The sequence below is a fragment of the Kaistella sp. SH40-3 genome, from assembly GCF_030686865.1.
In the GTDB taxonomy this organism is placed as follows: domain Bacteria; phylum Bacteroidota; class Bacteroidia; order Flavobacteriales; family Weeksellaceae; genus Kaistella.
The window spans coordinates 764,193-789,882 of the sequence record NZ_JAQYUS010000001.1; the positions used below are offsets into that span (position 1 = coordinate 764,193).

Below are 25,690 nucleotides of genomic sequence, written 5' to 3' on the forward strand. Positions count from 1 at the left end.
ATTAATAAGGTGTTTAAAAATTCCTATTTTCTTTTTTTTCGTAGCCTGCGAAAGATTTCCCCTCCTTGTCTAAGGCCCAAGAGGCTGATTTGTTGACCGTTGCAAAATAGAATTTATTTTCTTCCGATAAATGTTCTGTGTTAAGATACCATCCTCCGTGTGTTGCGCTGTAATCACCGGCTATGCGAAGTCCTTTTAAAAAATCGATGTTGGTAAATTGCAGTCCGTACTGTGGTTTATAAAGCGCAAAAGTAGTATCGATTGTGGTAAGGTATCCGTTTGGTTCAACTTGATTTTGCCAAAATAGTTTTTCCCAAGTCAGCACTTTTTCTTTTAGTTTGAAATGGTCGGGAATATTATCAATTCGCAACGCAAAACCTATTTTGGTGACTTTAGAAAAATATTGATCTAATTTTTTCATCATTTCATCAGCAAAATTATCTGGGAGATTATTATTGGGAACGATATCAGAATCGGTAAGGAAATAATAACCTTTGCCATATTTTTCTAATAAATGCGGTACTTTAAATAAAACCTGATGGCCATAATTTTGAACCAAATATTCAATTTTTATTTTATCTTCGATTTTTTTATAATAATCTAAAAGTGGAGGATAGGTAGATTTGTTATCCAGAATAATGATGTTCTCAAATTTTCTTTCGATTAAAAAATTGATGAGCTGTTCCAGATAAAAAAGTTGGTTAAAGTTAATAATGAGAACGGGAATAGACTTTATGTTTTCTCTTTGTGAGATGATTAAAGAATCGTTTTGAAGGAGTTTGTTATATTGCTTTTTTGCTTTAATGTTTTCATAATGCGCCTCTAATTTCCACCAAATTTTTTTGAGAGATTTTATAAAATTGATATAGTTTCTTTGAAAAGGGTAAGTCATTTTATTAATGAAAAAAGTTTTGCAGGATTAGAATTATTTTATTCTTGCGTTTTTATTTAAGAGATATTTTTGATAAGGAATTTTAAGGATTGTATACCAATGTTTCGTTTTGAGGTAAATTCGTGAAAAATTTAATTTGGTGGGATATTTATTTTTCCATGTTAGATAAAGGTAATCGTCAAATTCCTTAATAAGTTCTTCTTTTTTTAGTAAATAGGAATACTTGTTTAAAATAATTTCTAGATATTCGTGTTTTGCCTTTTTCTTTTCTGCGTCATTATTGGTTAATGAAGAGATGTTAAGTGAAGACATCCGTACATAAACCTTTGCTTCGTTTATAAAGATAATTCCTTTGCCTTCGCTAAATTCAAGGACGGCCAAATCATCAGAATACCAAGCAAGCGGAAAAGGTTTAAATTTATATTTGTGATACGTTTTTGTTCTGAAAATATGTTCGGACAAGCTGCTTCTGTGTTTCTCTAAATATTTACTTCGCCAGATTAATTTCGAGGAAGATATTTTTGCATAATTTGTGAATTCATTTGTCGTTTCGCTAGTCTCATTAATGAAGCACTGGCTGATTTTTATAACATTGGAGTGATGTGAATCTGCTAAATGAAGGTTTTTGTAAAATTCCTCTACAAAATTATTAGAAATTAAATCATCGTCTCCTAATATTTGAAACCAATCTTCCGTTATATTTTCTAAAATTCTTTCCCACTGCAAAGCGAGGTTTTTACCGCCTAAATTTTCTTTATAATCAAAATAATGATAGTCTCCTTCTTTGAAATATTTTTCAATAAGTGGTAAGGGATCATCAGGACTTGCGTCATTGCCGATATATAAAGTGAAATTTCTGTTGGTTTGAGTTACAACAGATTTTAAGGTTTCTTCAAAAAAATCTATTTTGTAGAAAGGAATTATGATGGCAAAATCACTCATGGAAATATTCGATATCTAAGTGCAACTAATCTCTTAAGTAGAGGATATCTTTGTTTTAGATGATTTTTTATATTTTTGGAACCAATGTAGAATAATAAATCGTTGTGAAGAATTTTTGAAATAAATTGTTCTTCATTTAAATTATTTAAATAATTTTGATTGGAAGTTTGTTCTGAATGATACCGGAACTTAACTATTTTTTCTGGAATAATGCCAATGTCGTATTTAGCCAAAACCCTCAACCAATAAACATAATCTAAAGCTTGTTTTAAATTCGAATCAAAACGTCCTACTTTTTTAAAAACATTTTTTGTAAATAAACTTACACAAGGCTCCCCAACAATATTATTAACTAAATATCTGTCATAATTTAAGTTTTTCAAATTCTTTTTTGAAAATATATAAAACTCATCGGTAGGAATTCCTGCTGGTTTCTGTAAATCATTAAAGTCATTAAACCAAGAGCCTTCTGTAACCAATTGCGATTCTGCATTAATAATGTTTCTTTTGCTTACTACAGCCTGCAAATTATACTGTGCTAAATATTGCATCATCACTTCTACACAATTTTTTTCTAAAATATCATCTTGAAATAAAAACTTAATGTAATCACCGTTAGATTTTTCAATTGTATTGTTCCAATTTTCTCCAATACCAGATTGCGTGTGGGAATGTATGAAAACCGGAAAATCTACTTCAGATTTAAATTGTTCGCAGATTTCTAATGTTTTATCTTTAGATTGGTTATCAGAAACAATGACTTCAATATTTTTGTAAGTCTGTGCTTTTACAGAATCTAAGGCTTCCTGCAAATATTTTTCGCCGTTGTAAGTTGGAATGCAGATAGAGACTAGTTTTTCCATAAATTTTCAATTATGTTTTATACTAGGAATATAAATTATTCTAGTAAAAACTTAGACTAATAAATTTTCCGATAGCAAAATATATTTAACTGTTGATTAAAGTTTGATGGTGTTTCATTGCAAAACGGAAATTTCAGTGTATTTCCTGCTACTCTTATATAATATTCAAACCCTTGTTTTTTTAAAAGAGTTAATATCTCGCCTAGATTTTGTGGCTCATTTAATAATCCGTGATATTCTAAAAAGAGATTTTTAACGTTCCCCAAATGATTGGCGATGTCAAATATGACCGTGTTTTCAGCCCCTTCGATGTCTATTTTAAGAAAGTCGACTGGTTCTAGCAGATATTTTTTTAAATTGATTGCCTGCACTTTTATAACATTGTTTTTTTTGCCAAAATCAACCACTGAAGATCCTGCTAAAGCACCTTCTGAAAAGAAAGAAAGTTCGGTGTCATCTATCCAAACCGCCTCTTTTTTTATGGTGATATCATTAAATGTATTGCGGGTGAATATGTTTTCTTTTAAAATATTGAAAATTTTTTCGTCAGGTTCAAATGCTAATATTTTTGATTTTGGGAAAAGTTTTTTAAAGTACATTATGCTCAATCCAATATTTGCTCCGCAGTCTATAATATAAGGATTGTCAATGTCGGATTTAAATCTGTAGACTTCTTCTTCAAACAATTCATCCACGGAATGAATAAATGAGGAGCCGTGAGAAAAACGGAAAGGCTTTCCAAAGAAATTTACTTCTCCGTCTGTAAAATCGGGATAGTGCAATGCTCGTTCTTTATCAGCTGGTGACAGACCTGTTTTGGGGTTTTGTAGAAACTGAACATTTTCTTTATACCGCTCTTGCTTATAAAGTTGGTGTAATTTTTTTAATTTATTAATCATTTTTCATTCCATTTATATCGTCCGAAAACAGAGCCATAATCATATTCACCATGTTTTGAAAGGTAGGAGGCGGAATCAGTTACTATAAATTTACATACATCTTCCGCTACATCAAGCTGAGCAACTTTTGGTTGATTAATGAAAGCGTGTATGGAATATTTTCCTCTCACCAGAGATCGAGGATCTATTGTTAGAGTCATCAAGTCATTGACAGATTGCCGCTCACAGGAGAAAACTCTTCTTTTTCTGGAATCCAGTATGGTGACGAAAAAACTACAGTTCGGCGGAGTTTCATTCATGCAGATGTTAAATTTAAAATTGATAGGTTCGTCATAGGAATATTCCTTTGAAACTGTACCATCGTTTTTTACAACCTCAATTTGTTTGATAAACATTTTTTTTCCTGAAGTATCTTTATTGTTAAAATAAATAACTTCATCGTTATCAGCATTAAGATAAGTGGAAACAGTTTCTCTAATTTTACCTGTATATTCTACAAGACCTTGATGAAGAAGAATTCCGGTATTGCAAAGTTGTGACACCGCATTAAGGTCATGACTCACAAACAAAACCGTCCTTCCTTCTCCCTTACTCACGTCGCCCATTTTTCCCAAACATTTTTTCTGAAACTCAGCATCTCCAACGGCAAGAACTTCATCAACAATCAGAATTTCAGATTCCAAATGTGCGGCAACAGCAAATGCTAAACGAACATACATTCCGGAAGAGTATCTTTTTACCGGCGTATCAATATACCTTTCGACGCCGGAGAAGTCAACAATTTCATCAAATTTGCAGTTGATTTCTTTTCGGGTCATTCCGAGAATAGCTCCGTTTAAGTAGATGTTTTCTCGACCGGTCATTTCGGGGTGGAAACCAGTGCCTACTTCTAATAAGGAAGCAATTCGGCCATTGGTGTAAATTTTTCCGGTGGTTGGTTTGGTAACTTTGCTCAGTAACTTTAACAATGTTGATTTACCAGCGCCATTTCTACCAATGATTCCCACGGCATCGCCCTGCTCAATTTCAAAATTAATATCGCGCAAGGACCAAACATATTCACTTTCGCCTTTTGAGGCGCGATCATTGGCTTCTCCGATTTTTAAATAAGGATCTTCTTTCCCCCGGACTTGATGCCAGAAGCGATTCAGATCATGCGAAAGTGTACCTGTCCCAACTTGTCCGAGTCGGTATTGTTTTGATATATTTTCTGCCTTTAATGCAAGCATTTTCTTTTATTTAATATTTTTTTCTTCTGTGTTTTTGAACGGTCATACTCATTACCCATTGCTCATAATTTAAACCGTATCCATAAAACTTTTCTCGACCTTGTTAAAGGTTACCGTTCCTATAATTAAAAGCGCAATAATAATCCCGGTACTGATGAGCAGCATTTCTACGGTAAATTCTCCCTGACCCATCCAGCCATATTTAAAACATTCGAAAATTCCGGTAAGTGGATTATAATAAGCCAGTTTTTTCCATACTCCAGTGATGGACGAAACCGGGTAGATTACTGGTGTCGCATACATCATTAAACTCACGCCGAAAGTTAGAAGCATTTGCAAATCACGGTATTTAGTCGTTAATGCTGAGAAAATCATCCCAACTCCTAAAGCAAAAATAGCCATTAATACAATTAAAAAAGGGGTAGCCAAAATCCAGATGTTGGGTTGAATTTGACCTTTTGAAAAGTAAAAAATCCAGACTGCGAAGAACAGCATAAACTGAACGCCAAATTTCATGAGGTTCGAAATAACAATTGTTATTGGCATGACCAACCGAGGAAAATAAACTTTACCGAAAATAGAGGCGTTGGCTGTAAATATATTAGATGTTCCTGTTAAGCAAGAGGAGAAGTAGTTCCAAAGCGTTATTCCTGCAAGATAAAATAAAACCTGTGGAATTCCATCTGTAGATAATTTTGCAATGTTTCCGAATACAAATACAAAAACAATGGTGGTGAAAATAGGATTGATGAAGAACCAAAGTGGACCTAAAATAGTTTGCTTAAAACCAGAAACAAAATCCCGTTTTACAAACATATAAACCAAATCCTTGTAGCGCCAGACTTCTTTTAATTTAAGATCAAAAAGAGAGTGTTTAGACTCGATGGTTTCTGTCCATTGTTGTTGAGGTTCGCTCATTTGTGTGAATAAATTTATGTAAAATTAAGTTAAATTAATCAATTCTTAAAAATTCCGTTTTGCTCAATAAAAGTGAAGTCAGCAAGAGCGGAATATACAAACGGATTTCATATAAAATCCCCGTGTAAATACATAAGAATAGATAAGGAAGTGATAGCACATGGAATAACAGAATGTGATTAAGTGTTTTTTTATCTTTTGCCAACATCAACGTAAAACTAAAGAATATCAACCAAAATAAAAGTCCTAAAAGATTTTTCGGTTGGGTAAAGTTTTGTAATAATAAGTTGCCGTCATTTGTCGTGAAGTTTTCGCTTATTAATCTAAGCCCTAAATAGACTACTAAGAAAGATAATCCCAAAACAACAATTGGCATTATCGTTTCCTTTTTTAATCCAAATTTTGAATATAATAAAGTTGCAGCCAGTGAAAGTGATAAGGCTGAAGATTCTCTATTAAAGGTAGAAATAATGATAATTGTGTTTAAAAGAACGAGTATTAAAATTGATTGTTTTTCTAAATATTGAAGAAGAAAATAGAAAAATACCAATATGAAAAAATAACTCGAAACATCATATGGAACAATTACAAATGTTGATAACGCAATGCAAAATAAAGAGATGGCAACGATTAATAATTTTTCTGAATTGGTCGCAATAAAGTTTTTTGAGTCTGTAATTAAAACTAGCATTATTGACGAGAGAACCATGAAGAAAGTATTTAAAATATAAAACGATAAATACATCTGGGGTTCTGAATCGGGATTGATAAATTTTAATTTGAAAACCTGATAATCAATATTTAAAAATGATAAAAAATCATAGACCCAAACGAAAAAGTAACTGCTTAAAATTCGATATTGGTAAATTCCAGAATAAAACTGCTCCTGGAAATTCTCGTAATTAATAATGGTAGAAGAGTAAATATTAGCAAACCCGAAATACACAAAGCTATTGACTGTAAATGCCAATAGTATTGCGAAAATTATTTTTGAAAGTAGATTTAATTTCAAATTGGGCGGTTTACATAATGTTTCTAAATAATTAGTTTAAAGTTTTTCTACCAATCGATTTGTAGAAAAAACCTTTGTCTTCAACTTGTTCAAGGGCAAACATATTTCTGCCGTCGAAGATGGCTTTGTTTTTCATTTTCTGCGCCATCAATTCAAAATTAGGATTTTTAAATTCACTCCATTCGGTGGCGATTAGCAAACAGTCTGCGTCTTCTAAAGTAGAGTACATATCTTTTGCATAGGAAATTTGATCTCCTAAAATCTGTCTTACATTTTCTTCTGCGATGGTATCGAATGCCGTAATTTTTGCTCCTTTTTCTAAAAGGATTTTGATATTATCTAAAGAGGATGCTTCTCTAACATCATCAGTATTTGCTTTAAAGGCCAAGCCCCAAATTGCAATTTTTCTATCTTTTAAATCTCCTTTAAAATATTTTTCAATTTCAGAAATGAGAATGATTTTTTGAGTTTGGTTCACTTCTTCGGTGGCTTCTAAAATCTGGAAATTAAATCCTTCCTGCTTGCCGGATCTGATTAAAGCTTTCACATCTTTAGGGAAACAACTTCCGCCATAACCGATTCCTGGGAATAGAAAACGATGTCCAATTCTATCGTCACTTCCCATTCCTAAACGAACTTTATCTACATCTGCACCTACTTTTTCGCAATAGTTTGCGATTTCATTCATAAAGGTAATCTTTACGGCAAGAAAAGAATTGGCTGCATATTTTGTTAATTCTGAAGATTTCTCATCCATAAAAATAATAGGAATTCCAGTATTGGTAAATGGCTGATAAATTTGCGCCATTATTTCTTTGGCTTTCTCAGATTCACTTCCCACAATCACTCGCGCTGGGTTCATAGAATCTTCAACTGCGAAACCTTCCCGTAAAAATTCGGGATTAGAAACTACATCGAAAGGAATTTTTGTTTTTGCCCCAATGGTTTCGCGAACTTTATCAGCGGTGCCAACCGGAACAGTTGATTTATTAACAATAACTTTGTATTCGGTAATCATTTCGCCAATTTGATTGGCAACGGAGAGAACGTAAGACAAGTCGGCAGAACCATCTTCACCTGGCGGCGTAGGCAAAGCGAGATAAATAACTTCGCTTTTTTCAAGTGCTTCTTTAATATCAGTGGTGAAAAATAATCGGTGTGCCTGAATATTTCGGAGAAACATTTCTTCGAGACCTGGCTCATAAATAGGAACAACTCCCTCTTTCATGCGTTCTACTTTTTTGGCATCAATATCAACACAATAAACCGTGTTGCCTAACTCTGCTAAAGTAGTACCGGTTACCAAACCAACATAGCCTGTTCCAACGATTGTAATATTCACAATTTGAGTTTTTAAATTTGGGCAAATATAAGAATTTATCGATTGCGCACTGTTTATTGCTCCTTCAATAAAATGCAATTATTTTGTCAATTTATTAAAAATGTGTATATTTGCATCGGATTTACGGAAATAATAATGAAAAGGCCTTCGGAAGAATGCCTTTTTTCGTAAGAGTATTTTAGAAATTATGGAAATTAGAGCGCAGGTAGAACAACTATTAAACGATTTTTTAGCGGAAAGAGAAGATCTTTTTTTGATTGATATTAAATTTTCTGCATCTGATCATATAAGAGTAATTCTTGATGGTGATAATGGAGTTACGCTTCAAGATTGTTTAGATGCGAGTCGTGCGATCGAGTTTAATATGGATCGTGACGAACACGATTTCTCTATGGAAGTAATGAGTGCTGGTTTAAGCGAGCCACTTAATACGCCAAGACAATACCGTAAGAATATTGGCAGATCTCTGGAGTTGGTTATGAATGACTCTTCAGAAATTGAAGGAGAATTGGTAAAAGTAGAAGATGATAAAATTACTTTAATACTAAAATACCGGAAACCAAAGGAAATAGGAAAAGGAAAAGTAGATGTAGTTGAAGAGCGAGACATCCCTTATTCCGACATAAAAAAAGCACTCGTTGCAATAAAGTTCTAAAAACAAAAGAGTGATAATTAAATAATTAGGCACTCTTTTATGATAAAATGAATTAAATTTAAGGCGTAAAAAACTTTATATTTCAAACCTAAAACAAAACATATATAAATGGACGGTTTAGCATTGATTGAAGCATTTGGCGATTTCAAAGAAGATAAAAACATCAGCAAGATTGACCTGATGGCGATTATCGAAGACTCATTGAAAACTTTACTAAGAAAAAGATTTGATTCTGATGATCATTTTGACGTCATTGTAAATCCTGATAAAGGAGATTTTCAGATTTTTTTGAATAAGGAAATTGTTGAAGACGATATGTCTGAAGATGATGATTTGGAAATTGAAATTTCGGAAGCAAAAAAAATAGATCCCACTTTTGAAATTGGTGATGATTTTTCTGTGGAAATTCCGATTGAAGAATTAGGAAGAAGAAGTATCTTAACGCTGAAACAAATTTTAGCAACCAAACTTCAGGAACATAATAATGCGGTTCTATACGATCAGTTTAGAGATAAAATTGGTGAAATCGTTCTAGGTGAAGTTCACCATATTCGTCACAAACACGTAATTCTGTTAGATGATGAAGATAATGAATTCATCTTGCCAAAAGAAAATCAAATCCCTTCTGATTTCTTCAAGAAAGGAGAAAATATTCGTACGATTGTAGAAAGTGTTGATTTTAAAGGAGCAAAACCCCAAATCATCGTTTCCAGAACGGCGCCGAAGTTTTTGGAAAAATTACTGGAGTTAGAAATTCCTGAAATTCAGGATGGAACGATTATTTTGAAAAAAGTAGTTCGTATTCCAGGTGAAAAAGCAAAAATCGCTGTTGATGCTTATGACGACAGAATTGATCCGGTTGGAGCGTGTGTTGGAGTAAAAGGTTCTAGAATCCACGGCGTGGTGAGAGAATTGAAAAACGAAAATATCGATGTGATTCAATGGTCGAATAATCCAGAGATTTTAGTAAAAAGAGCTTTGGGAAATATTACCATTAATAAAATTGAAATCAACCCAGAAACCAACTATGCTTTGGTTTATACGCCGGTTGAAGAGATTTCTAGAGTGATTGGTAAACAAGGTCAGAATATCCGATTAGCATCATGGTTAACTGGTTATGATATTGATGTTTACAGAGAAGCAAATGAAGATGATGATGTTGAATTAAGAGAATTCGCTGGAAGTGAAGAAGGCGATATCGAACAATGGATCATCGACGAGTTCAGAAAAGTGGGATTAAACACAGCGAAGAGTGTATTGGATAAAGAAACAGATGCGCTCGTTGGATTAACCGACTTAGAAGAAGAAACGATTCAGGAGGTAAAACGGATCCTGAAGGAAGAGTTAGAGGACTAAAAAACTCTAAATAATGTATCTAAAGTTAAAATAGGTTAACTTTGCCAAAAATTAAAATAAAAGTATAAAGTATACATGCCAAAAATTAGATTAAATAAAGCGGTTAAGGAATTTAATATTTCGATGACACGGCTCGTAGAATTTCTACATGCCAAAGGAATCGAAGTGGAAAGTAACCCGAACGCTCAATTGGAAGAATCGGCATATTCTGCATTAGAAGCTGAGTTCCGCAAAGACGGGGAACAAAGAAAGGCTTCTCATGAGGTGGTGATTGCTAAAGTTCCGGAAGAAAAACTGGAAATCGAGCCTTCTAAACCTGAGGTGATAAGAGCCAAGGCAAGTCCGCAACCTGAAACTAGAATTTTAGGTAAAATAGATTTAAATCCGAAAAAACCTGAAGCGAAAGTGGAGCAACCTGCCCCACCTGCTGAAGAAGTTAAACCTAAAGTTATCGAAGCGGTAGCACCTGAAAAGCAGGAATTTAAGGTTTTGGATAAAATCGATCTATCGAAAATTGAAGGCAATAAGCCTAGATCTGCCAAAAAAGATCAACCTAAAAAAGCAGAGACTTCTGTAGAAAAAGCACCTGCTGAAAAAGCAGTCGTGGAAAAAGCACCTGTAGAAAAAATACAGGAAACTCCAGTTGCACCTGCTCCGGTAGAAACTCCTGCGCCAGTCGCAGAAGCGCCGAAAGAAGAAGTTGCAGCGCCAGAGTCAGATAAAATAGAAACGGTATATAAAAAATTAGAAGGAGTAAAGATTCTGAAACAAACCGTTGATTTATCTCAATTTAATAAACCTAAGCCTTCTGCAAATTCAGCAGCGGCTAAGAAAAAAAGAAAACGTATTGAGAAGCCAAATCCTTCGGGAGGCGCAACTCAACAAGGTGCTCAAGGTAATCGCCCTCCTGGGCAAGGTCAAGGCAATCGTCCGCCTGGTCAAGGTGGCAACCGTCCTCCTGGTCAAGGTGGTGGTGGAAACCGACCTGGTGGTGGTTATCAAGGTGGTGGTAACAGAGGTCCTGCAAGAAGAGGTCCTGTCATGCCAGTTGAATTGACTGACGAGCAAGTTAAAAATCAAATTAAGGAAACTTTAGAAAAACTGACCAGTAAGGCAGGGAAAAATAAAGGAGCCAAATATAGAAAAGAGAAAAGAGTTTACAGAAGAGAACAAGACGAGCGTCAAGATGAAATCGACGCTGCGGACAGAACTCTTAAAATAACTGAGTTTATTACAGTAGGCGAACTAGCATCATTAATGAATGTAAGTCCAACCGAAGTAATTTCTGCTTGTTTCTCTCTAGGAGTTATGGTAACCATGAATCAGCGTTTAGAAGCAGATACTTTATTGCTTGTTGCTGATGAATTCGGTTATACTATTGAATTCTCTGATGCTGATGTAGAAGAATCTGCATTAGAAGAAGATACCGATACTGCTGAAGATTTAGTATCCAGAGCGCCAATTGTTACCGTAATGGGACACGTGGATCATGGTAAAACATCATTGCTGGATTATGTTAGAAAAACAAATGTAATCGCTGGTGAATCTGGTGGAATTACACAGCATATTGGTGCCTATAACGTGAAATTGGAAAACGGTCAGAGAATTACATTCTTAGATACGCCAGGTCACGAGGCATTTACTGCGATGAGAGCCAGAGGGGCGCAAATTACCGATATAGCAATTATCGTAATCGCTGCTGATGATGATGTGATGCCACAAACCAAAGAAGCAATTTCTCACGCACAAGCTGCGGGAGTTCCAATGATTATTGCGATCAATAAAGTAGATAAACCAAACTCTAACCCAGACAATATTCGGCAACAACTTTCTGCAATGAATGTGTTGGTAGAAGAATGGGGTGGTAATGTACAGTCGCAAGAAGTATCTGCTAAGTTTGGTAATAATATGGATGCGCTACTTGAAAAGGTTTTACTACAAGCTGAATTATTAGAATTGAAAGCTAATCCTAATAAGAGTGCAAGTGGAGTGGTAATCGAAGCCTCTTTAGATAAAGGTAGAGGTTATATCTCAACCATTCTTGTACAGGCAGGAACCCTTAAAGTTGGAGATTATATTCTAGCTGGAAAGAACCATGGTAAAGTAAAAGCATTGCTTGATGAAAGAGGGAAACCACTAGAAGAAGCAGGACCATCAATGCCAGTAACTGTACTGGGATTAGATGGCGCACCAACTGCCGGAGATCGATTCAGAGTATTTAAAGACGAAAGAGAAGCGAAAACAATTGCAACCAAAAGAGAGCAGTTACAACGTGAACAATCCGTTAGAACTAAGAAACACGTAACGCTAGATGAATTAGGAAGGCGTATTGCTTTAGGAGACTTTAAAGAATTAAATATTATCCTTAAGGGAGATGTGGATGGTTCTGTTGAAGCACTCTCTGATCAACTTCAAAGTTTATCTACCGAAGAAATCAGCGTGAAGATTATTTACCAAGGTGTTGGTCAGATAACTGAATCAGACGTATTATTAGCAGCAGCATCAGATGCGATTATGATTGGATTCAACGTGAGAGCAGGTGTTAATGCGAAAGAATTAGCTGATAAAGAAGAAATCGAAATCAGAACTTACTCAATTATCTATAAAGCGATTGATGAGGTTAAAGAAGCGATGGAAGGAATGCTTTCACCAGAAATTAAAGAACAGGTAATCGGTAACGTAGAAATCCGTGAAGTGTTCAAAATTTCGAAAGTAGGATCAATTGCAGGATGTATGGTTCTTACCGGAAAAGTAACAAGAAACTCAAAAATCAGATTGTTGCGTGATGGTATTGTGAAGTTTGATGGAGAACTGGAAAGTTTGAAACGTTTCAAAGACGATGCAAAAGAAGTTACCAAAGGGTATGAATGTGGACTGAATATCAAAGGATATAATGATATTGAAGTTGGAGACATCTTAGAAGTCTACGAAGAGATTTCGGTGAAGAAAAAGTTGAAATAATTTTTTCAGTATAATTTAAAACCTGCTATTTATAGCAGGTTTTTTTTTTGATTACTAATATATAATCATTCTAAATAATTTTTTTAATTAAAGATTATATAAAATAAATATGTTGTTAATTTTGATAAAAAATGTTTCTAAATATTTTAGCTAAATTTTATGTTAAATGTTTTTTTTTAGGTGCTGTTTTGTAGGTAAAAAAATAGGTTATTTAATGATGTATAGTCAACATCCTGTAACTCTTGGTAAACTCGTGCAGTTCCTAAAATTGCTGATGTAAAATTTAATATTAAATTTTCTAAAACTTCTGTAATAACGCACGTAATTGATTCAATATGAAATTTTACTGAATTGAACGTGCCTTCAATCTGGAAAAAAGTCTTAACATTTCTCAGAAGTTCTTTTCAGCAGATTGTAAGGGAGTGATATGTAAAGGATTGATTTTATTGCGTTTGGCTTTTAAGAAAGTGCAGAAATATGCTTAATCGAAGCATCAGTTTCGGCAAAAGACAATAGAAATGCAGAATCTAAGAGACTTTTCGATCATTTGGAGAAGGCTTGAAGTCCATCTTATTTAGGGGTATGCACTTCAGTTTAATGATTTCATCTGAGTTTTTTACAAGTAGAACATTAGAACTTTAAGGAGAAGGGTTTATATATCTTAGACTTGAAGGCACTTAATTTTCTCCAAAAGTAAATATTTGAATCAGTTTTATTTAAGGTAACGATTAAAGATATACATGATTAATCCAACCCGAATGATTTTAACGGTATAATTTGAATAGTATTTTTTTTAGAAAAATAATATTTTTTCTCTTTATTCCATAATAATTAGTTAAAGTTTTAAGATTATTCCAAAAATATTCTTTTATATATATATTAGGATTCTAATCGTTTTTTATTCAATAAGGTGTAGAAAATATTTTATTTTGTTTGCTATATGATTTAAATCGCTTCATTTTATAAATATATATGAGTAATGCATAATTTTGCTAAATGTCTTTTTGCTGAAATTAAAAATTTTAAATTTGGTTATATTAATTTTAATTAACATATTTGCATCTTAAATATTAAAAAAGTGTTAATATGAATGTTAAATTAAGAGTTTTGACTGCGGGTGTTCTGTTTTTTACAGGCCAAGCGGTAATGGCGCAAAAAGATACGCTAAAAACACAAAATATTGATGAGGTAGTACTTGTTGGTTATGGTGTGCAAAAAAAGACAGATGTTACAGGTGCAATTGCAACGGTGAAAAGTAGCGTTTTGCAAGAGCAACCAGTTTCTTCTGTGGAACTAGCTTTACAAGGTAAGGCTTCGGGTGTTCAGGTAGCAAGTACCGGAGGTAGATCTGGTAACAGTACAAAAATTAGTATTAGAGGAAATGGATCATTAAGTGCTTCCAACAGTCCTTTATATATTATTGATGGAGTTCCTCAGGAAAGTTTGGGTAATTTATCTTCAGAAGATATTGTAAGCATGCAAATTTTGAAAGATGCTGCTTCCAGTGCAATTTATGGATCACGTGCTTCTAACGGAGTTGTTCTTGTAGAGACTAAATCTGGTAAATACAATAGCAAGCCCACTGTAACTTTCAACAGTTCTTATGGTATTCAGGAAATTATTAAAAGACCTGACTTATTAAATGGTGACCAGTACAAACAGGTACATGATGCTGCAAGGCAGAACTACATGAATGATATCGCAAAAGGTGTACTTACTGCTCCTGCTGCGGGAACTCCTGGAGATCAAGCGATCAAAAATCCTATGGTTGGTAACGGAATAAATACCAACTGGATGGATTACGTTCTTAGAACTGGAGCGGTTACAAATAACCAAATCGGTTTTACAGCTGGTAATGAAAATTCTAAAGTTTATTTATCACTTGCACATGTTACGCAGGAAGGTATCATCAACAAAGATGAATTTCAAGTATCAAGAGTGAGGTTGAATATAGAACAAAAAATGTCTGATAAATTTAAAATCGGCATCAATTCTTACTATTCTCAGTCTAACTCCGTTCCTATTGCAGATGATAATAATACTTACCAACCTTACAGCAACGCAATAAAAGCGGCTCCTAATAAGGTAGCTTACGCTGCAGACGGTTCCGTAAACAGAGCGATGAGCAGTAATAATCCTTTACACTCATTTGAAAGAGAGGAAACGGATAAGTGGCAAAGAATTGGTGCAAACTTTTTTGCAATTTATAACCCCATTAAGGACATTACACTAAAGACCTCTATCAGTGGAAATTTAGGGTTGAATAGATTTAACCAATTTGATGCACCGAATACAAGAAGAGGAGAACTTAATGGTAAGCCTTATGGCTATGGTTATTATTCTACTAAAAATAATAGAGATTATTTAATTGAAAACACAGCAACATATGATAAAAAATTTGCTGATGGAAAATTAAGTGTTAATATTATTGCAGGACAATCATTTCAGAACTGGCAATACGAAGATTCATTTGTAAAAGGAGAAAATTTCCCGTCAAATGATTTGAAGTGGTTAGTATCTGCGGCTACAATTAATGATGGTAGATCTTACATGAACGAAATGTCATTGGCGTCGTTCTTCGGTAGAGCGCAATTCAGTTGGGATAACAAATATAACTTAATGTTATCTACAAGATATGACGGTTCTTCGAAATTTACCGAAGATAACAGATGGGGGAATTTCCCTGCTGCTTCAATCGGCTGGACTGCGTCGAACGAATCATTCTTCAATGTACCTGTGATTAACGAACTTAAGTTTAGAGCATCTTATGGATTTACGGGTAACCAAACTGGTATTCCTTTCTCTGCAGGGTTGAACTTAATTAGCGCAGGCCAAAACCATAACCAAAATCCAGGTTTAGCGGTTACTGATCTTTTTGATCCTACAAGAAAATGGGAAAAAGGAGAATCTATGGATGTTGGAATGGATTTATCAATGTTTAACAAAAGAGTTAATTTAACAGTTGACCTTTATGATAAAACAACGAATGATTTATTATATAGACTTCCTGTAAATCAAGAAACAGGTTTCCTTAATATGTTGACCAACATTGGTTCAATTAACAATAAAGGAATTGAGGTATCATTAGATACCAAAATTATCAAAAGCGATAAACTTAACTGGGATTTCGGAGCTAACTTTTCATATAATAAAAATGTTGTAGAAACAATTGGAACTAAAACAGGACAATTTACCACTGGGTTCGCTTCAATTGTTAAGGAAGGCGAATCTTTAGGCTCATTCTATCTTATTGAAGCATTAGGAGTTGCAAAAGAGCGATATGAATACAAAGATAAAAACGGTAAAGTAACGAAAGTTGTACAAGCTGGTGATATGATCTATAATGACATCAATGGTGATGGTAAGATCGATAGCAATGACAAAAAAGTTTTCGGAGGTGGGATTGCACCAATGTATGGTGGTCTTAGCACAAGAATTTCTTACGGTATGGTAGATTTGTCTGCTAACGCACAATATTCTATCGGTAAAAAGATCTATGCAATGTATAAAGAAAAGCAAGTAGGAGGTGCTGCTATTGGTGCTCCGTCCTTTTCAGAAAATATGATTGGAGAGCAAATGAATTATTGGACACCAGATAACATGAATACCAATGTGCCAAGACCTCATCATGCAAGTGCAATTTCTGCTTGGAATAACGAAAGATCATCAAGATTTTTAGAAGACGCAGATTATTTGAGAATTACTGATATTACCCTGGGAGTAAACTTTTCTAAAGAACAATTAGGTTTTATTAAGTCAATGAGAGTGTATGCACAAGTTAGAAATCCATTTACTTTTACAAAATACTCGGGAGTTGACCCAGAAACGTATTATGTAGATCAAACTATAAATCCTAACCAATCAACTGCAGATACCACTAAGATTTCATCTGGAGTAGATTCTAACGGTATTCCAAATGTGAAGGTGTACAGTTTAGGAATGAATATTAACTTCTAATTAAAATAAAATGAAAAAAATTAGTATATTATTGCTTGCAATAGGTTTATTTACTACCTCTTGCAACAGAGCATTAGATGCGGAGTCGGTAGCGTCTTTGGACGCTAATACGACACTTTCAACAAGTGATGTAGATAAGTTGTTGACAGGTGCCTATAACAAAGTTATGAAGCCAAGTAACTACCCTTATTTTAATATTATGGCTTCTGAAGTAATGGGTGATAACTATAAACCTGTAAAATTTCAGTTTGTTCAGCTTCAGTATTTATCTGAGCACGTAGTTCCACCCGGAGACATCTTATTATCTTATTATTATAAAGATTTCTATACTGCTATTGCAAGAGCCAATACCATCATCAAAGTACCATCTGCCTCTGCATCCCAAATTGGGAAGGCGAAGTTTGTAAGAGCTCTTACTTATCTTAGGCTTTATGATTTGTACGAAGGAGTACCATTAGTAGATGAAAAAACGGTACCAGGTCCTATTGCTGCAAATACCGGCGCGCAAGTTCTTGATTTCATCATCGCTGATTTAAAAGCTGCGAAAATGAGTATCGAGCCTTTCGCTACCGCAAATGCTAATGTAGTACAGTTAACTCCAACAAAAGAAGCCGCACAAGCTCTTTTGGCCAGAGTTTTAAGAATGAAAGGAGATATCGCTGGAGCAGGTGCCGAAGCTGAAGAACTAATCAAAGGTGGGAAATTTAAAATTGCTGCCAATCCAAAAGCTAATTCTTCAGAAGTTATTTTGAAATTTGCTGGTAATAAAGCTGAAGAAAACGGAAGTTGGGGCTGGATTATGAGTTATGATGCAAAAACATGGAACTGTTTTGCTGCAGCTGATAGTTTGTTAGCATTATTAACACCAACTGACACTAGAAACGTTTTGTTTGATATTGCAGAAGCTCCAACAACAGGTGGTTTTGTGTTTTCTAATAAATACAGTCCTAATGATGATTCCGATTTATTGATCTCTAGAATTCCTGAAATGTATTTAATTTCTGCAGAAGCAGGAAATACAGGGAGATTAGCAGAATTGCAAAGTTTCCGTAAATCTAGCTTGTCTTTAGACGATGAAAGAAGACTTGAGTTGTCTTTCGAATGGGTAAGATGGTCAGATTTAAAACTTAAAGGAGAAAAGTATAAATTGCCTTTCCCACAAGGAGCAGTTGACGCTAATGATCTTTTGCACAACTAAAATATAATTGACTTCACCGTCGGTTATGAATATTAATCAGAATAGAATTTTTTCTATTCTGATTTTTTTTTGAAATTAAATAGATAAATAAAGCCAAGTTATAATCTTGTCCCAAAAACCGGCGCATTTAAAATTTAGTTTTTAACTGTGGGAAGAATATGAAAAACAGTAAATTTTCGGAAGATTTCATTATCAGAATTGTATATAAATATAACCTGGCAAAGATGGTGATTACGATTTGCCCGAATCACGAAATAAGTCAGCCCACTTTTACAATAGGAAGAGTAATAGATCTACAGTATCTTTTGAAAATGAGGGAGTTGCAGAAGCAACTTTCACAATGTAAAAATTGTAGGCGCGCAAACTTTGTAAATCATAAGGTGATTAAAACTTCAGATGGTAGATTCGCGCAGAGTGGCTTCTGCTTGCAGACTCCAACGAATCCTGGGTTTTGGATGATGCAAAATGACAGAAGTGTGCAAACTTGGCTTCATTCAGCGTTGGAAACCTACCTCAAACTTTTTGATTAACAGGTTTACCAGGATATTTATGACAGAATTCTTTAGGTTTTTTCCTTTTTAAAAACATCAAAAAAATACAAAACATAATAGTGTTTTTACAAAATGAGTGGAAGATTACAATACTCTACAATCCCCTCAATATTTAAAATGAATATATAAAGTTATCACCATTCTTGGGTTTGGTGTGTTCTTAAAAAGTCTTAAATTGCCATTTTTAGAAAAATTTGATGTTTTTGTAGCAATTTCGATAAGGAATGAAAATATTCATTGTCAATTTTGAAATAAAATTTGCATTTGTTAAAAAATATTAACATATTTGCCTCATTAAAATATTAAAGTGTGTTAATATGAATGTAAAATTACGAGTGTTAACTGTTGGTGTGCTGTTCTTCGCTGGACATACGCTAATGGCTCAAAAAGCAAAAAAAGATACTACTACTAAAGTAAAGGAAATTGAAGAGGTAGTTCTTGTTGGAGGTGTAAAGTTGGACCCAGCGCAAAAAGTAGGTTCCTACAGCGTGGTTGGGAAAACCAATTTTGAATCAACTCCTTTCTCTACAGTCGATGAAGTACTGAATGGTAGAGTTGCAGGACTTAACTTCTCCTCAGCGAGTGGTGATCCAGGATCTTCTAATATGGTCATTGTAAGAGGGGTGAGTTCTCTAATCGGAACACCAAACCCGCTTTATGTTATTGATGGTATTGTGATTGGTAAAGGTGCAGATAATGCGCAAATGATGGAGTCGTGGAATCCATTAGCGGTAATCGATCCCAACTCTATTGAATCAGTAACCGTCTTAAAAGATGCATCGTCAACTGCATTATACGGTTCCAGAGGTGCAAACGGTGTAATCCTCGTTAAAACAAAAAAGGGAAAGTTTAATCAAAAGACAAGATTTGAATTCTCTACGGAAACTGGAGTTCAAGGGCGGGCCTATGACAAACTCGAACTGATGAATGGTGACGAGTACATCAAATATGGTGGAATCTTGATGTGGAATAGCCAAAATGAATTGGGGAAAACTTTTAACGGTTTAGCAGATGCTACCCAATATTATTTAAACACCTATATTCCGGATAATGAGAGTATTAAATATACCCGTCAATATACCGACTGGACTAAAGTTGTTAACAGATCTTCATCAATAGTGAATACGTATAACTTCGGAACCTCTGGAGGCGGTGAAAATACTTCCTATAGAATTGGTGGCTCGTATTACCAAAATGAACCTTTGGTTAAATCTTCAAAATTTGACCGATTAAGTGTAAATGCTGCGGTAGATCACAAAGCGTCTGACAAATTGAAGTTTGGTTTAAATTCCAACTTCTCGAATGTTAAGAGAAATACCTATATGGGTGGTAGAGCTTCTGCAAACCCCGTTACCAATTCTATTATGCTGTCGCCATTGCGTTCTGTGTATAATCCCGATGGAACCTTCAATCAGGAGGGGTGGGGTGAAAATTCTGATATGACGACAGGATTTAACCCTGCTTCTATCTTGGCAAATGCCAACCAGACTTCTACCATTAATACATTTTTAGCGTCAGTTAATATGGATTATGAGTTCATGAAAAATGTAACCTTCAGTTCATTATTTGGTACCCAATACCAAACGATGAGAGAGTTGCAAGCCATTGGTAAAGGACACCCAATCTATACCGACCAACTTGAAGCAGATGATTATGGAATGCTACAAGACGCAAGAACCAATCTTTGGGACTGGAACTGGTCGAATAGTGTTGCTTATAGAAATGTATTTGCAGACAGACATAATGTAGAAATTCTTGGAGGTATGGAATATCAAAACCATAAATATAATAATCTTACGAACTATTCCTATTATATGACTGATATCAGACCTTATTTCCAGTTTGCGAAAGAAGGAACGATTCTTAGTTATGGCGATGATTTTGTGTGGACACAAATTGGTTATTTCGGAAGATTAAATTATACCCTTGATAATAAATATACCCTTTCCGGACAACTTAGAAGAGATGGTAACTCAACTTTAGGTACAGAAAAATTCGGTAATTTCTGGTCCGTTGGTGGATCTTGGAATATTAAGAATGAAACTTTTGCTCCAAGTTTATTCTCCACCCTACTTTTAAGATCCAGTTATGGGATCTTAGGAAACATTCCTTATGCAGATCAGTGGGGTTTACAATATAATGCTTATGCATTAGTAGGTTATAACGCCAATACTGGTGGTTGGGGAGGAAATGGTGGTTATGGTGGCATTACCAATCCAGGGAATCCAGCATTAACTTGGGAAGAAGCGAAACATTTAGACATCGGTGCAGACATTGGCTTTTTTAATGATCGCCTGAAATTTACAACCGCATATTACCATAAAATTACGGATAAAGCAATTGATGAAAGCTTCCCTGCTGTAGAATCTGGCGGACCGAAATCTTTTTATGACAATATTGGTACCATTGATAATAAAGGTTTTGAGTTAACCATTGATGCGACACCCATCCAAACTGATAACTTCAGATGGACCGTAAATGCAAATGGAGCATACTCTAAAACGATACTTACGAAGTACAACCTGGATTTGAAAACCTTTGGTGAAGATACCGATGATGAAAATAATGCATTTGCAGCCTTAGCACCAGGTCATATTTTTGGAGAATATTATGCTGTGTTATGGGCAGGAATCGCACAGGCAGATGATGCTACAAAAGGGATCAAAGCGGGAGACGCATTGTTCTATACCAATGGCGATAAAACAGATGTTACGAATAAAAGAGAGGACGCAAGCCCAGCATGGATGGGGAAAAGTGCGTTCCCTGTTTATAACGTAGGGATTACCAATGAATTTAAATACAAAAACTTGTCGTTGAGCTTTATGCTTTCAGGGCAGTTTGATTTCTATGTTCAAAATGGAGTTCACTCTTATACTATACACGATGGAGCGTTCCCAGGACGTAATCAAATTAATGACGCATTGTATGACAGTTGGACGGATGCACCAGGAGCAGAAAATTTTGGGGCCTCAAATCCAAAAGCAATTATTGGGAATCCAAGTACTTCTAGATTAGAATCTTCCAGATTTATCAATAAAGGAGATCATATCCGTTTGAAAGAAATGAGAATAGCTTATTCATTCGGTAACGCATTCAAAGAAACTACAGGTCTAAATAACTTAACCATCTATTTAAGAGGAACTAACCTTTTAACTTATGTATTTGACAAAGATTTAGACTATGATCCAGAATCCAATTCTAACGCTTGGTCTTGGTTAGGAAAAGGGAGATATTGGTATGCTTCTCCGGTGTTGAAAACAATGTCTATGGGTGTTCAAATTGGTTTTTAATTGATAAAAAAAATAAAATGAAAAAATATTTTATATTAATATCGTCTTTATTGGTTCTGGCAAGTAGCAATTCTTGCAGTGAGAGAGAATTAGATTTGTATCCACCAAGTCAAGATGATATCCAGGAAATAAATACAGAAGATAAACTTCAAAAATTTCTAAACGCAGGGTATCTTACTATGGGTTCAGTGCGTGGCTTGGGGACAGATGCCATGGCATTAGCCGATGTCTTATCAGATAATGTTTATGTAACAAGTGCAAAAGCGTATGTTTTAACTTCGAACATGAATTACAATGCGCTCAATAATAATACGGGTGGGGTTTATGGTACGATGTACGATGCAATTATGAATTGCAATATGGTGATTAATAATAAGCAGGTAGCAGATAATGCGAATGTATCCCGTATGAAAGGAGAAGCTAAAATTTTAAGAGCTTTTGCCTATTTTACTTTAGTTAATTATTTTTCACCTGCACCAACTTCTGGGATTAATCAGGAATACGGAGTTCCTTTGGTCTTATCAGATTATGACGCTTCTATTCAACCCGCAAGAGCAACTGTTACCGAAGTTTTCACTCAGATAATTAAAGACTTAAACGAAGGTTTACAAAATGCTGATGCTGCACCTTCAAGTAAAGTTTTAATGAGCAAGACTGCCGCAAAATTATTGCTCTCAAGAGTTTATCTTACAAGAAGAGCGCCTGGTGATGCACAGTTGGCATTACAGTATGCTTCTGACATTGTGAATAATCCTACAGATAAATTTGCGCCAATTGCAATGTCAAAATATGCGGACTATTTCGCAGGAACCCCAGAAATTAATTCTGAAAATCAACCGGAAACTATTTGGGAACTCGATTTAAATTCAAGTTCAAATCTTGTTACTGAAATTGGAGCTAACTTAGCTTTACCCACACTTTATAACAGAGTAAGTGGAGATCGACGTGCACTTTTGTTTACGAAAAATTTCTTCGACAGTTTCCCACATACCGATTTACCAACTTTACCAAATGGAACGCCACAAAGTTTGTCTCCAGATGTTAGAAGAGGAAATACCAAAACTACAGTAACCTCGGCTACAACTCTGCCAGGAGTTCCTACCGCTGTTCTACCGGCAGGTTTAATGTCTACATTAACACTACCTGCAACAGATAATCCTGCAGGAGCGTGGACTAATAAATATCCGAGATTGACCAGTGATGGAAACTTCGTAAGAAACATTAAGATTCTAAGATTTGCAGAAGCACAATTGAACAGAATTGAAGCATTATTCCTTGTAGGACAAACCGCTACAGCTCTTGCCGAACTTAATGCCTTTGCCTTATCTAGAGGAGGTTCAACTTATACGGGGACCAATTTGTTAAATGATATTCTTACCGAAAGAGCGAAAGAGTTCTACGGTGAAGGTCAACGGTTTTTTGATATTAAACGTAATAATTTACCACTTATTAAGAACTCTAATTGCGTAATGAACTGTAATGTTCCAGCAAACGATAAATTGTTTGTAATGCCAATTAGCCAAAGTGCTTTAAATTACAATGTGAACTTAAAACAATACCCAGGGTATAACTAAAATTTCTTTAGGTAATAATCAAAGGGCTGTAATCATCAAAATTACAGCCCTTTTTTATTTCATCATATTTCTTACATTTGTACACCAAACAAATAGAATGAGATTCATCCTTTTCTGCATATTTCTTTTCAGTTATAACCTTAATGCACAGATTGTCAACAAAACTGACTCTAACCGTGTAAAACCAGGGGATACTTTAGTGATTGATTCCGGTTTCAAAGATTCCCTGAAAGTTTTTAAACCAACCATTTACGATTATACCTACAGAACCCAGTTTTCTGAAAAGAAAATCTTTGATACCGCATTTACACACGATAAAACTTTTATATTTTCTCAATATAATAACCGTGATAATTTTGGGAAAATTCAATTTGCCAATGTAGGTTCGGGATTTAATCCCTTGGTTTTTGAAGTGGATACCGAACAAAATTTATCTCTGCTTCCAACCAATAAATCTTATTTTATTAGAGGAATTAAGGATGTTAAATATTACGATGTGAAAACTCCAACAACGGCTTTCATCTATCATAATTCAGCGCGAAATGGAGCCGTTTTGCAATCGACTTATACCCAAAATATTGGTAAAGAATTCAACATCGCAGTAGAATATACCGGCCTTCGTTCCCAAGGTCATTATCTCAATTCTTTGGCATCAAATAATGAAGTGCTTTTTTCTGGCCATTATCTTTCTAAAAGCGGTAAATATGAAGTCTTTGCGCATTTTCTTCATGATAATGTCAACAATCAGGAAAACGGTGGCATCGCCGATGTTAATTTATTTCTGAATGGAAATTCTGACTTTAACAATCGGGAAAATTTGCTCGTTAATTTAAATAATTCTAATTCTCAGTTCTCCTACAGACGGTATTATTTCTCTCAGGAATTTAAACCGTTCGCCTCTGAAAAATTTCCTTTTAAAATTCGACACACAATTTTCCATCAGGGAAATAAATATTTTTATAATCAGTCTTCCGCCGAACAATACTATTTTAAGGATCCTTTAGAATTGTATGACTATCCAGAATCTTCAAAAAAATATTCTAAGAATTTAAGCAATACCGTAAGTATTCTTTTTGATAAAGAAAATTTCAAATTAGATGCGGGAGTTCGCCATCAATTAATCAAGTTAGGAGTTGGGACACCTTTTCCAACTGCTTTAAATTTCCCCCAAGAACTTTCTGAAAACAGAATTGGTGCGGTCGGAAATCTGCTGGTTAAACTTTGGGATAAAGTAGAATTAAATTCTAACTTAGAATTCTCCAGCGGAAAAGAATTCGGCAGTTTTGTCCGTTCTCAAAACTTAGTGCGATTCGAACCGATTAAGGATTATTTTGTGAATGGAAAAGTGAATTTCCAGTCGGCTTCACCGAGTTTTAATTTACTGATTAATCCTTCCATTTATAAAGACTTTAATTATTACTTCGCAGATGCTAAAAACCAAACTATTACAGAAATTGGCGGAGACGTTAATTTAAAATGGTTTAAAAGTAGTGTATTTGCAAATTATTTCAGAATAGATAATTACACTTATTTGGATTCTAAAGCACTTCCACAACAGAGTTCTTCTTCGGTGAATATTTCACAGATCGGTGGCGAAGCAACGTTCTCTTATGGTAAATTTCATCTTAATCCAAAAGTGCTTTTCCAATCTGCCATCGGAAACAAAGATCTTCTGCCAATGCCTAATTTTGTGGGAAGAGCCAATCTTTTTTATCAAACAAAAGCCTTTAAAAACGCAGCCGAAATTCAAACCGGAATTAAAGTGTATTACTTTTCAAAGTTTGCCTCCCGTGAATTCTTCCCAGTGTTAAACGAATTTATTTTACCAAATGAAAATTCATACTCAATCGGCGGACAACCAATCGCTGATGTTTATTTTAATTTGAAAGTGAAAAGAATGTTTTTCTTCATCGAAGCACAACATTTAAACACGACCTTTATGAAGAATAAATCCTTTACTGCACCATATTATCCGCTGTATGATTTTCGTTTGAACTTAGGAATTGTTTGGTATCTTTTTAGTTAAACAAGTTTCGAATGTGAATTAAAAA

17 protein-coding genes are annotated in these 25,690 nt (G+C 34.6%); 9 read left to right on the forward strand and 8 right to left on the reverse strand.

Annotated features, from left to right (window positions below; translation table 11 throughout):
• Positions 1–13: 13 nt before the first annotated feature.
• From PUH65_RS03540 to PUH65_RS03575, 8 genes are all read right to left on the reverse strand, one after another.
• The gene (locus PUH65_RS03540; protein WP_305520338.1) at positions 14–892 is read right to left on the reverse strand and encodes a hypothetical protein; all 879 of its coding nucleotides are present in this window, start codon (positions 890–892) and stop codon (positions 14–16) included.
• 33 nt (positions 893–925) lie between these two features.
• Positions 926–1,834: a glycosyltransferase family A protein gene (locus tag PUH65_RS03545; RefSeq protein WP_305520337.1), complete on the reverse strand. Its 909-nt coding sequence runs from the start codon at positions 1,832–1,834 to the stop codon at positions 926–928.
• Positions 1,831–2,697, reverse strand: a complete 867-nt coding sequence (locus tag PUH65_RS03550) for a glycosyltransferase (RefSeq protein ID WP_305520336.1) — start codon at positions 2,695–2,697, stop codon at positions 1,831–1,833. Before PUH65_RS03550 ends, PUH65_RS03545 begins: the two co-directional genes overlap by 4 nt.
• Before the next feature lie 56 nt (positions 2,698–2,753).
• Positions 2,754–3,596, reverse strand: coding sequence for an FkbM family methyltransferase (locus PUH65_RS03555; protein WP_305520335.1), 843 nt, complete (start codon positions 3,594–3,596; stop codon positions 2,754–2,756).
• Positions 3,593–4,825, reverse strand: coding sequence for a polysaccharide ABC transporter ATP-binding protein (locus PUH65_RS03560; RefSeq protein WP_305520334.1), 1,233 nt, complete (start codon positions 4,823–4,825; stop codon positions 3,593–3,595). Before PUH65_RS03560 ends, PUH65_RS03555 begins: the two co-directional genes overlap by 4 nt.
• A 69-nt stretch (positions 4,826–4,894) precedes the next feature.
• Positions 4,895–5,743: an ABC transporter permease gene (locus PUH65_RS03565; protein ID WP_305520333.1), complete on the reverse strand. Its 849-nt coding sequence runs from the start codon at positions 5,741–5,743 to the stop codon at positions 4,895–4,897.
• A gap of 34 nt (positions 5,744–5,777) precedes the next feature.
• On the reverse strand, positions 5,778–6,755 hold the full coding sequence (locus tag PUH65_RS03570) for a hypothetical protein (protein WP_305520332.1): 978 nt from the start codon (positions 6,753–6,755) through the stop codon (positions 5,778–5,780).
• Between the two features lie 31 nt (positions 6,756–6,786).
• On the reverse strand, positions 6,787–8,097 hold the full coding sequence (locus PUH65_RS03575; protein ID WP_305520331.1) for a UDP-glucose/GDP-mannose dehydrogenase family protein: 1,311 nt from the start codon (positions 8,095–8,097) through the stop codon (positions 6,787–6,789).
• A 187-nt stretch (positions 8,098–8,284) separates the two neighbouring features.
• Between PUH65_RS03575 and rimP the strand changes: the two genes are divergently transcribed.
• The 9 genes from rimP (at position 8,285) to PUH65_RS03620 (ending at position 25,665) form a co-directional block, all read left to right on the forward strand.
• On the forward strand, positions 8,285–8,752 hold the full coding sequence (rimP, locus tag PUH65_RS03580; protein ID WP_305520330.1) for a ribosome assembly cofactor RimP: 468 nt from the start codon (positions 8,285–8,287) through the stop codon (positions 8,750–8,752).
• 108 nt (positions 8,753–8,860) lie between these two features.
• Positions 8,861–10,108, forward strand: a complete 1,248-nt coding sequence (nusA, locus tag PUH65_RS03585) for a transcription termination factor NusA (RefSeq protein WP_305520329.1) — start codon at positions 8,861–8,863, stop codon at positions 10,106–10,108.
• A gap of 75 nt (positions 10,109–10,183) precedes the next feature.
• A complete protein-coding gene (gene infB / locus PUH65_RS03590) occupies positions 10,184–13,069 on the forward strand; it encodes a translation initiation factor IF-2 (RefSeq protein WP_305520328.1) in 2,886 nt (961 codons plus the stop codon).
• Between the two features lie 1,086 nt (positions 13,070–14,155).
• Entirely contained in the window at positions 14,156–17,026 is a 2,871-nt protein-coding gene (locus PUH65_RS03595; protein ID WP_305520327.1) for a SusC/RagA family TonB-linked outer membrane protein, read from the forward strand.
• 10 nt (positions 17,027–17,036) lie between these two features.
• Positions 17,037–18,224, forward strand: coding sequence for a RagB/SusD family nutrient uptake outer membrane protein (locus tag PUH65_RS03600; RefSeq protein WP_305520326.1), 1,188 nt, complete (start codon positions 17,037–17,039; stop codon positions 18,222–18,224).
• Positions 18,225–18,382: 158 nt separating this feature from the next.
• Positions 18,383–18,754: a hypothetical protein gene (locus PUH65_RS03605; RefSeq protein ID WP_305520325.1), complete on the forward strand. Its 372-nt coding sequence runs from the start codon at positions 18,383–18,385 to the stop codon at positions 18,752–18,754.
• A gap of 338 nt (positions 18,755–19,092) precedes the next feature.
• Entirely contained in the window at positions 19,093–22,065 is a 2,973-nt protein-coding gene (locus tag PUH65_RS03610) for a SusC/RagA family TonB-linked outer membrane protein (RefSeq protein ID WP_305520324.1), read from the forward strand.
• A gap of 17 nt (positions 22,066–22,082) precedes the next feature.
• Positions 22,083–23,639, forward strand: coding sequence for a RagB/SusD family nutrient uptake outer membrane protein (locus PUH65_RS03615; RefSeq protein WP_305520323.1), 1,557 nt, complete (start codon positions 22,083–22,085; stop codon positions 23,637–23,639).
• A gap of 97 nt (positions 23,640–23,736) precedes the next feature.
• The gene (locus PUH65_RS03620; RefSeq protein ID WP_305520322.1) at positions 23,737–25,665 is read left to right on the forward strand and encodes a putative porin; all 1,929 of its coding nucleotides are present in this window, start codon (positions 23,737–23,739) and stop codon (positions 25,663–25,665) included.
• The last annotated feature ends 25 nt before the right edge of the window (positions 25,666–25,690 follow it).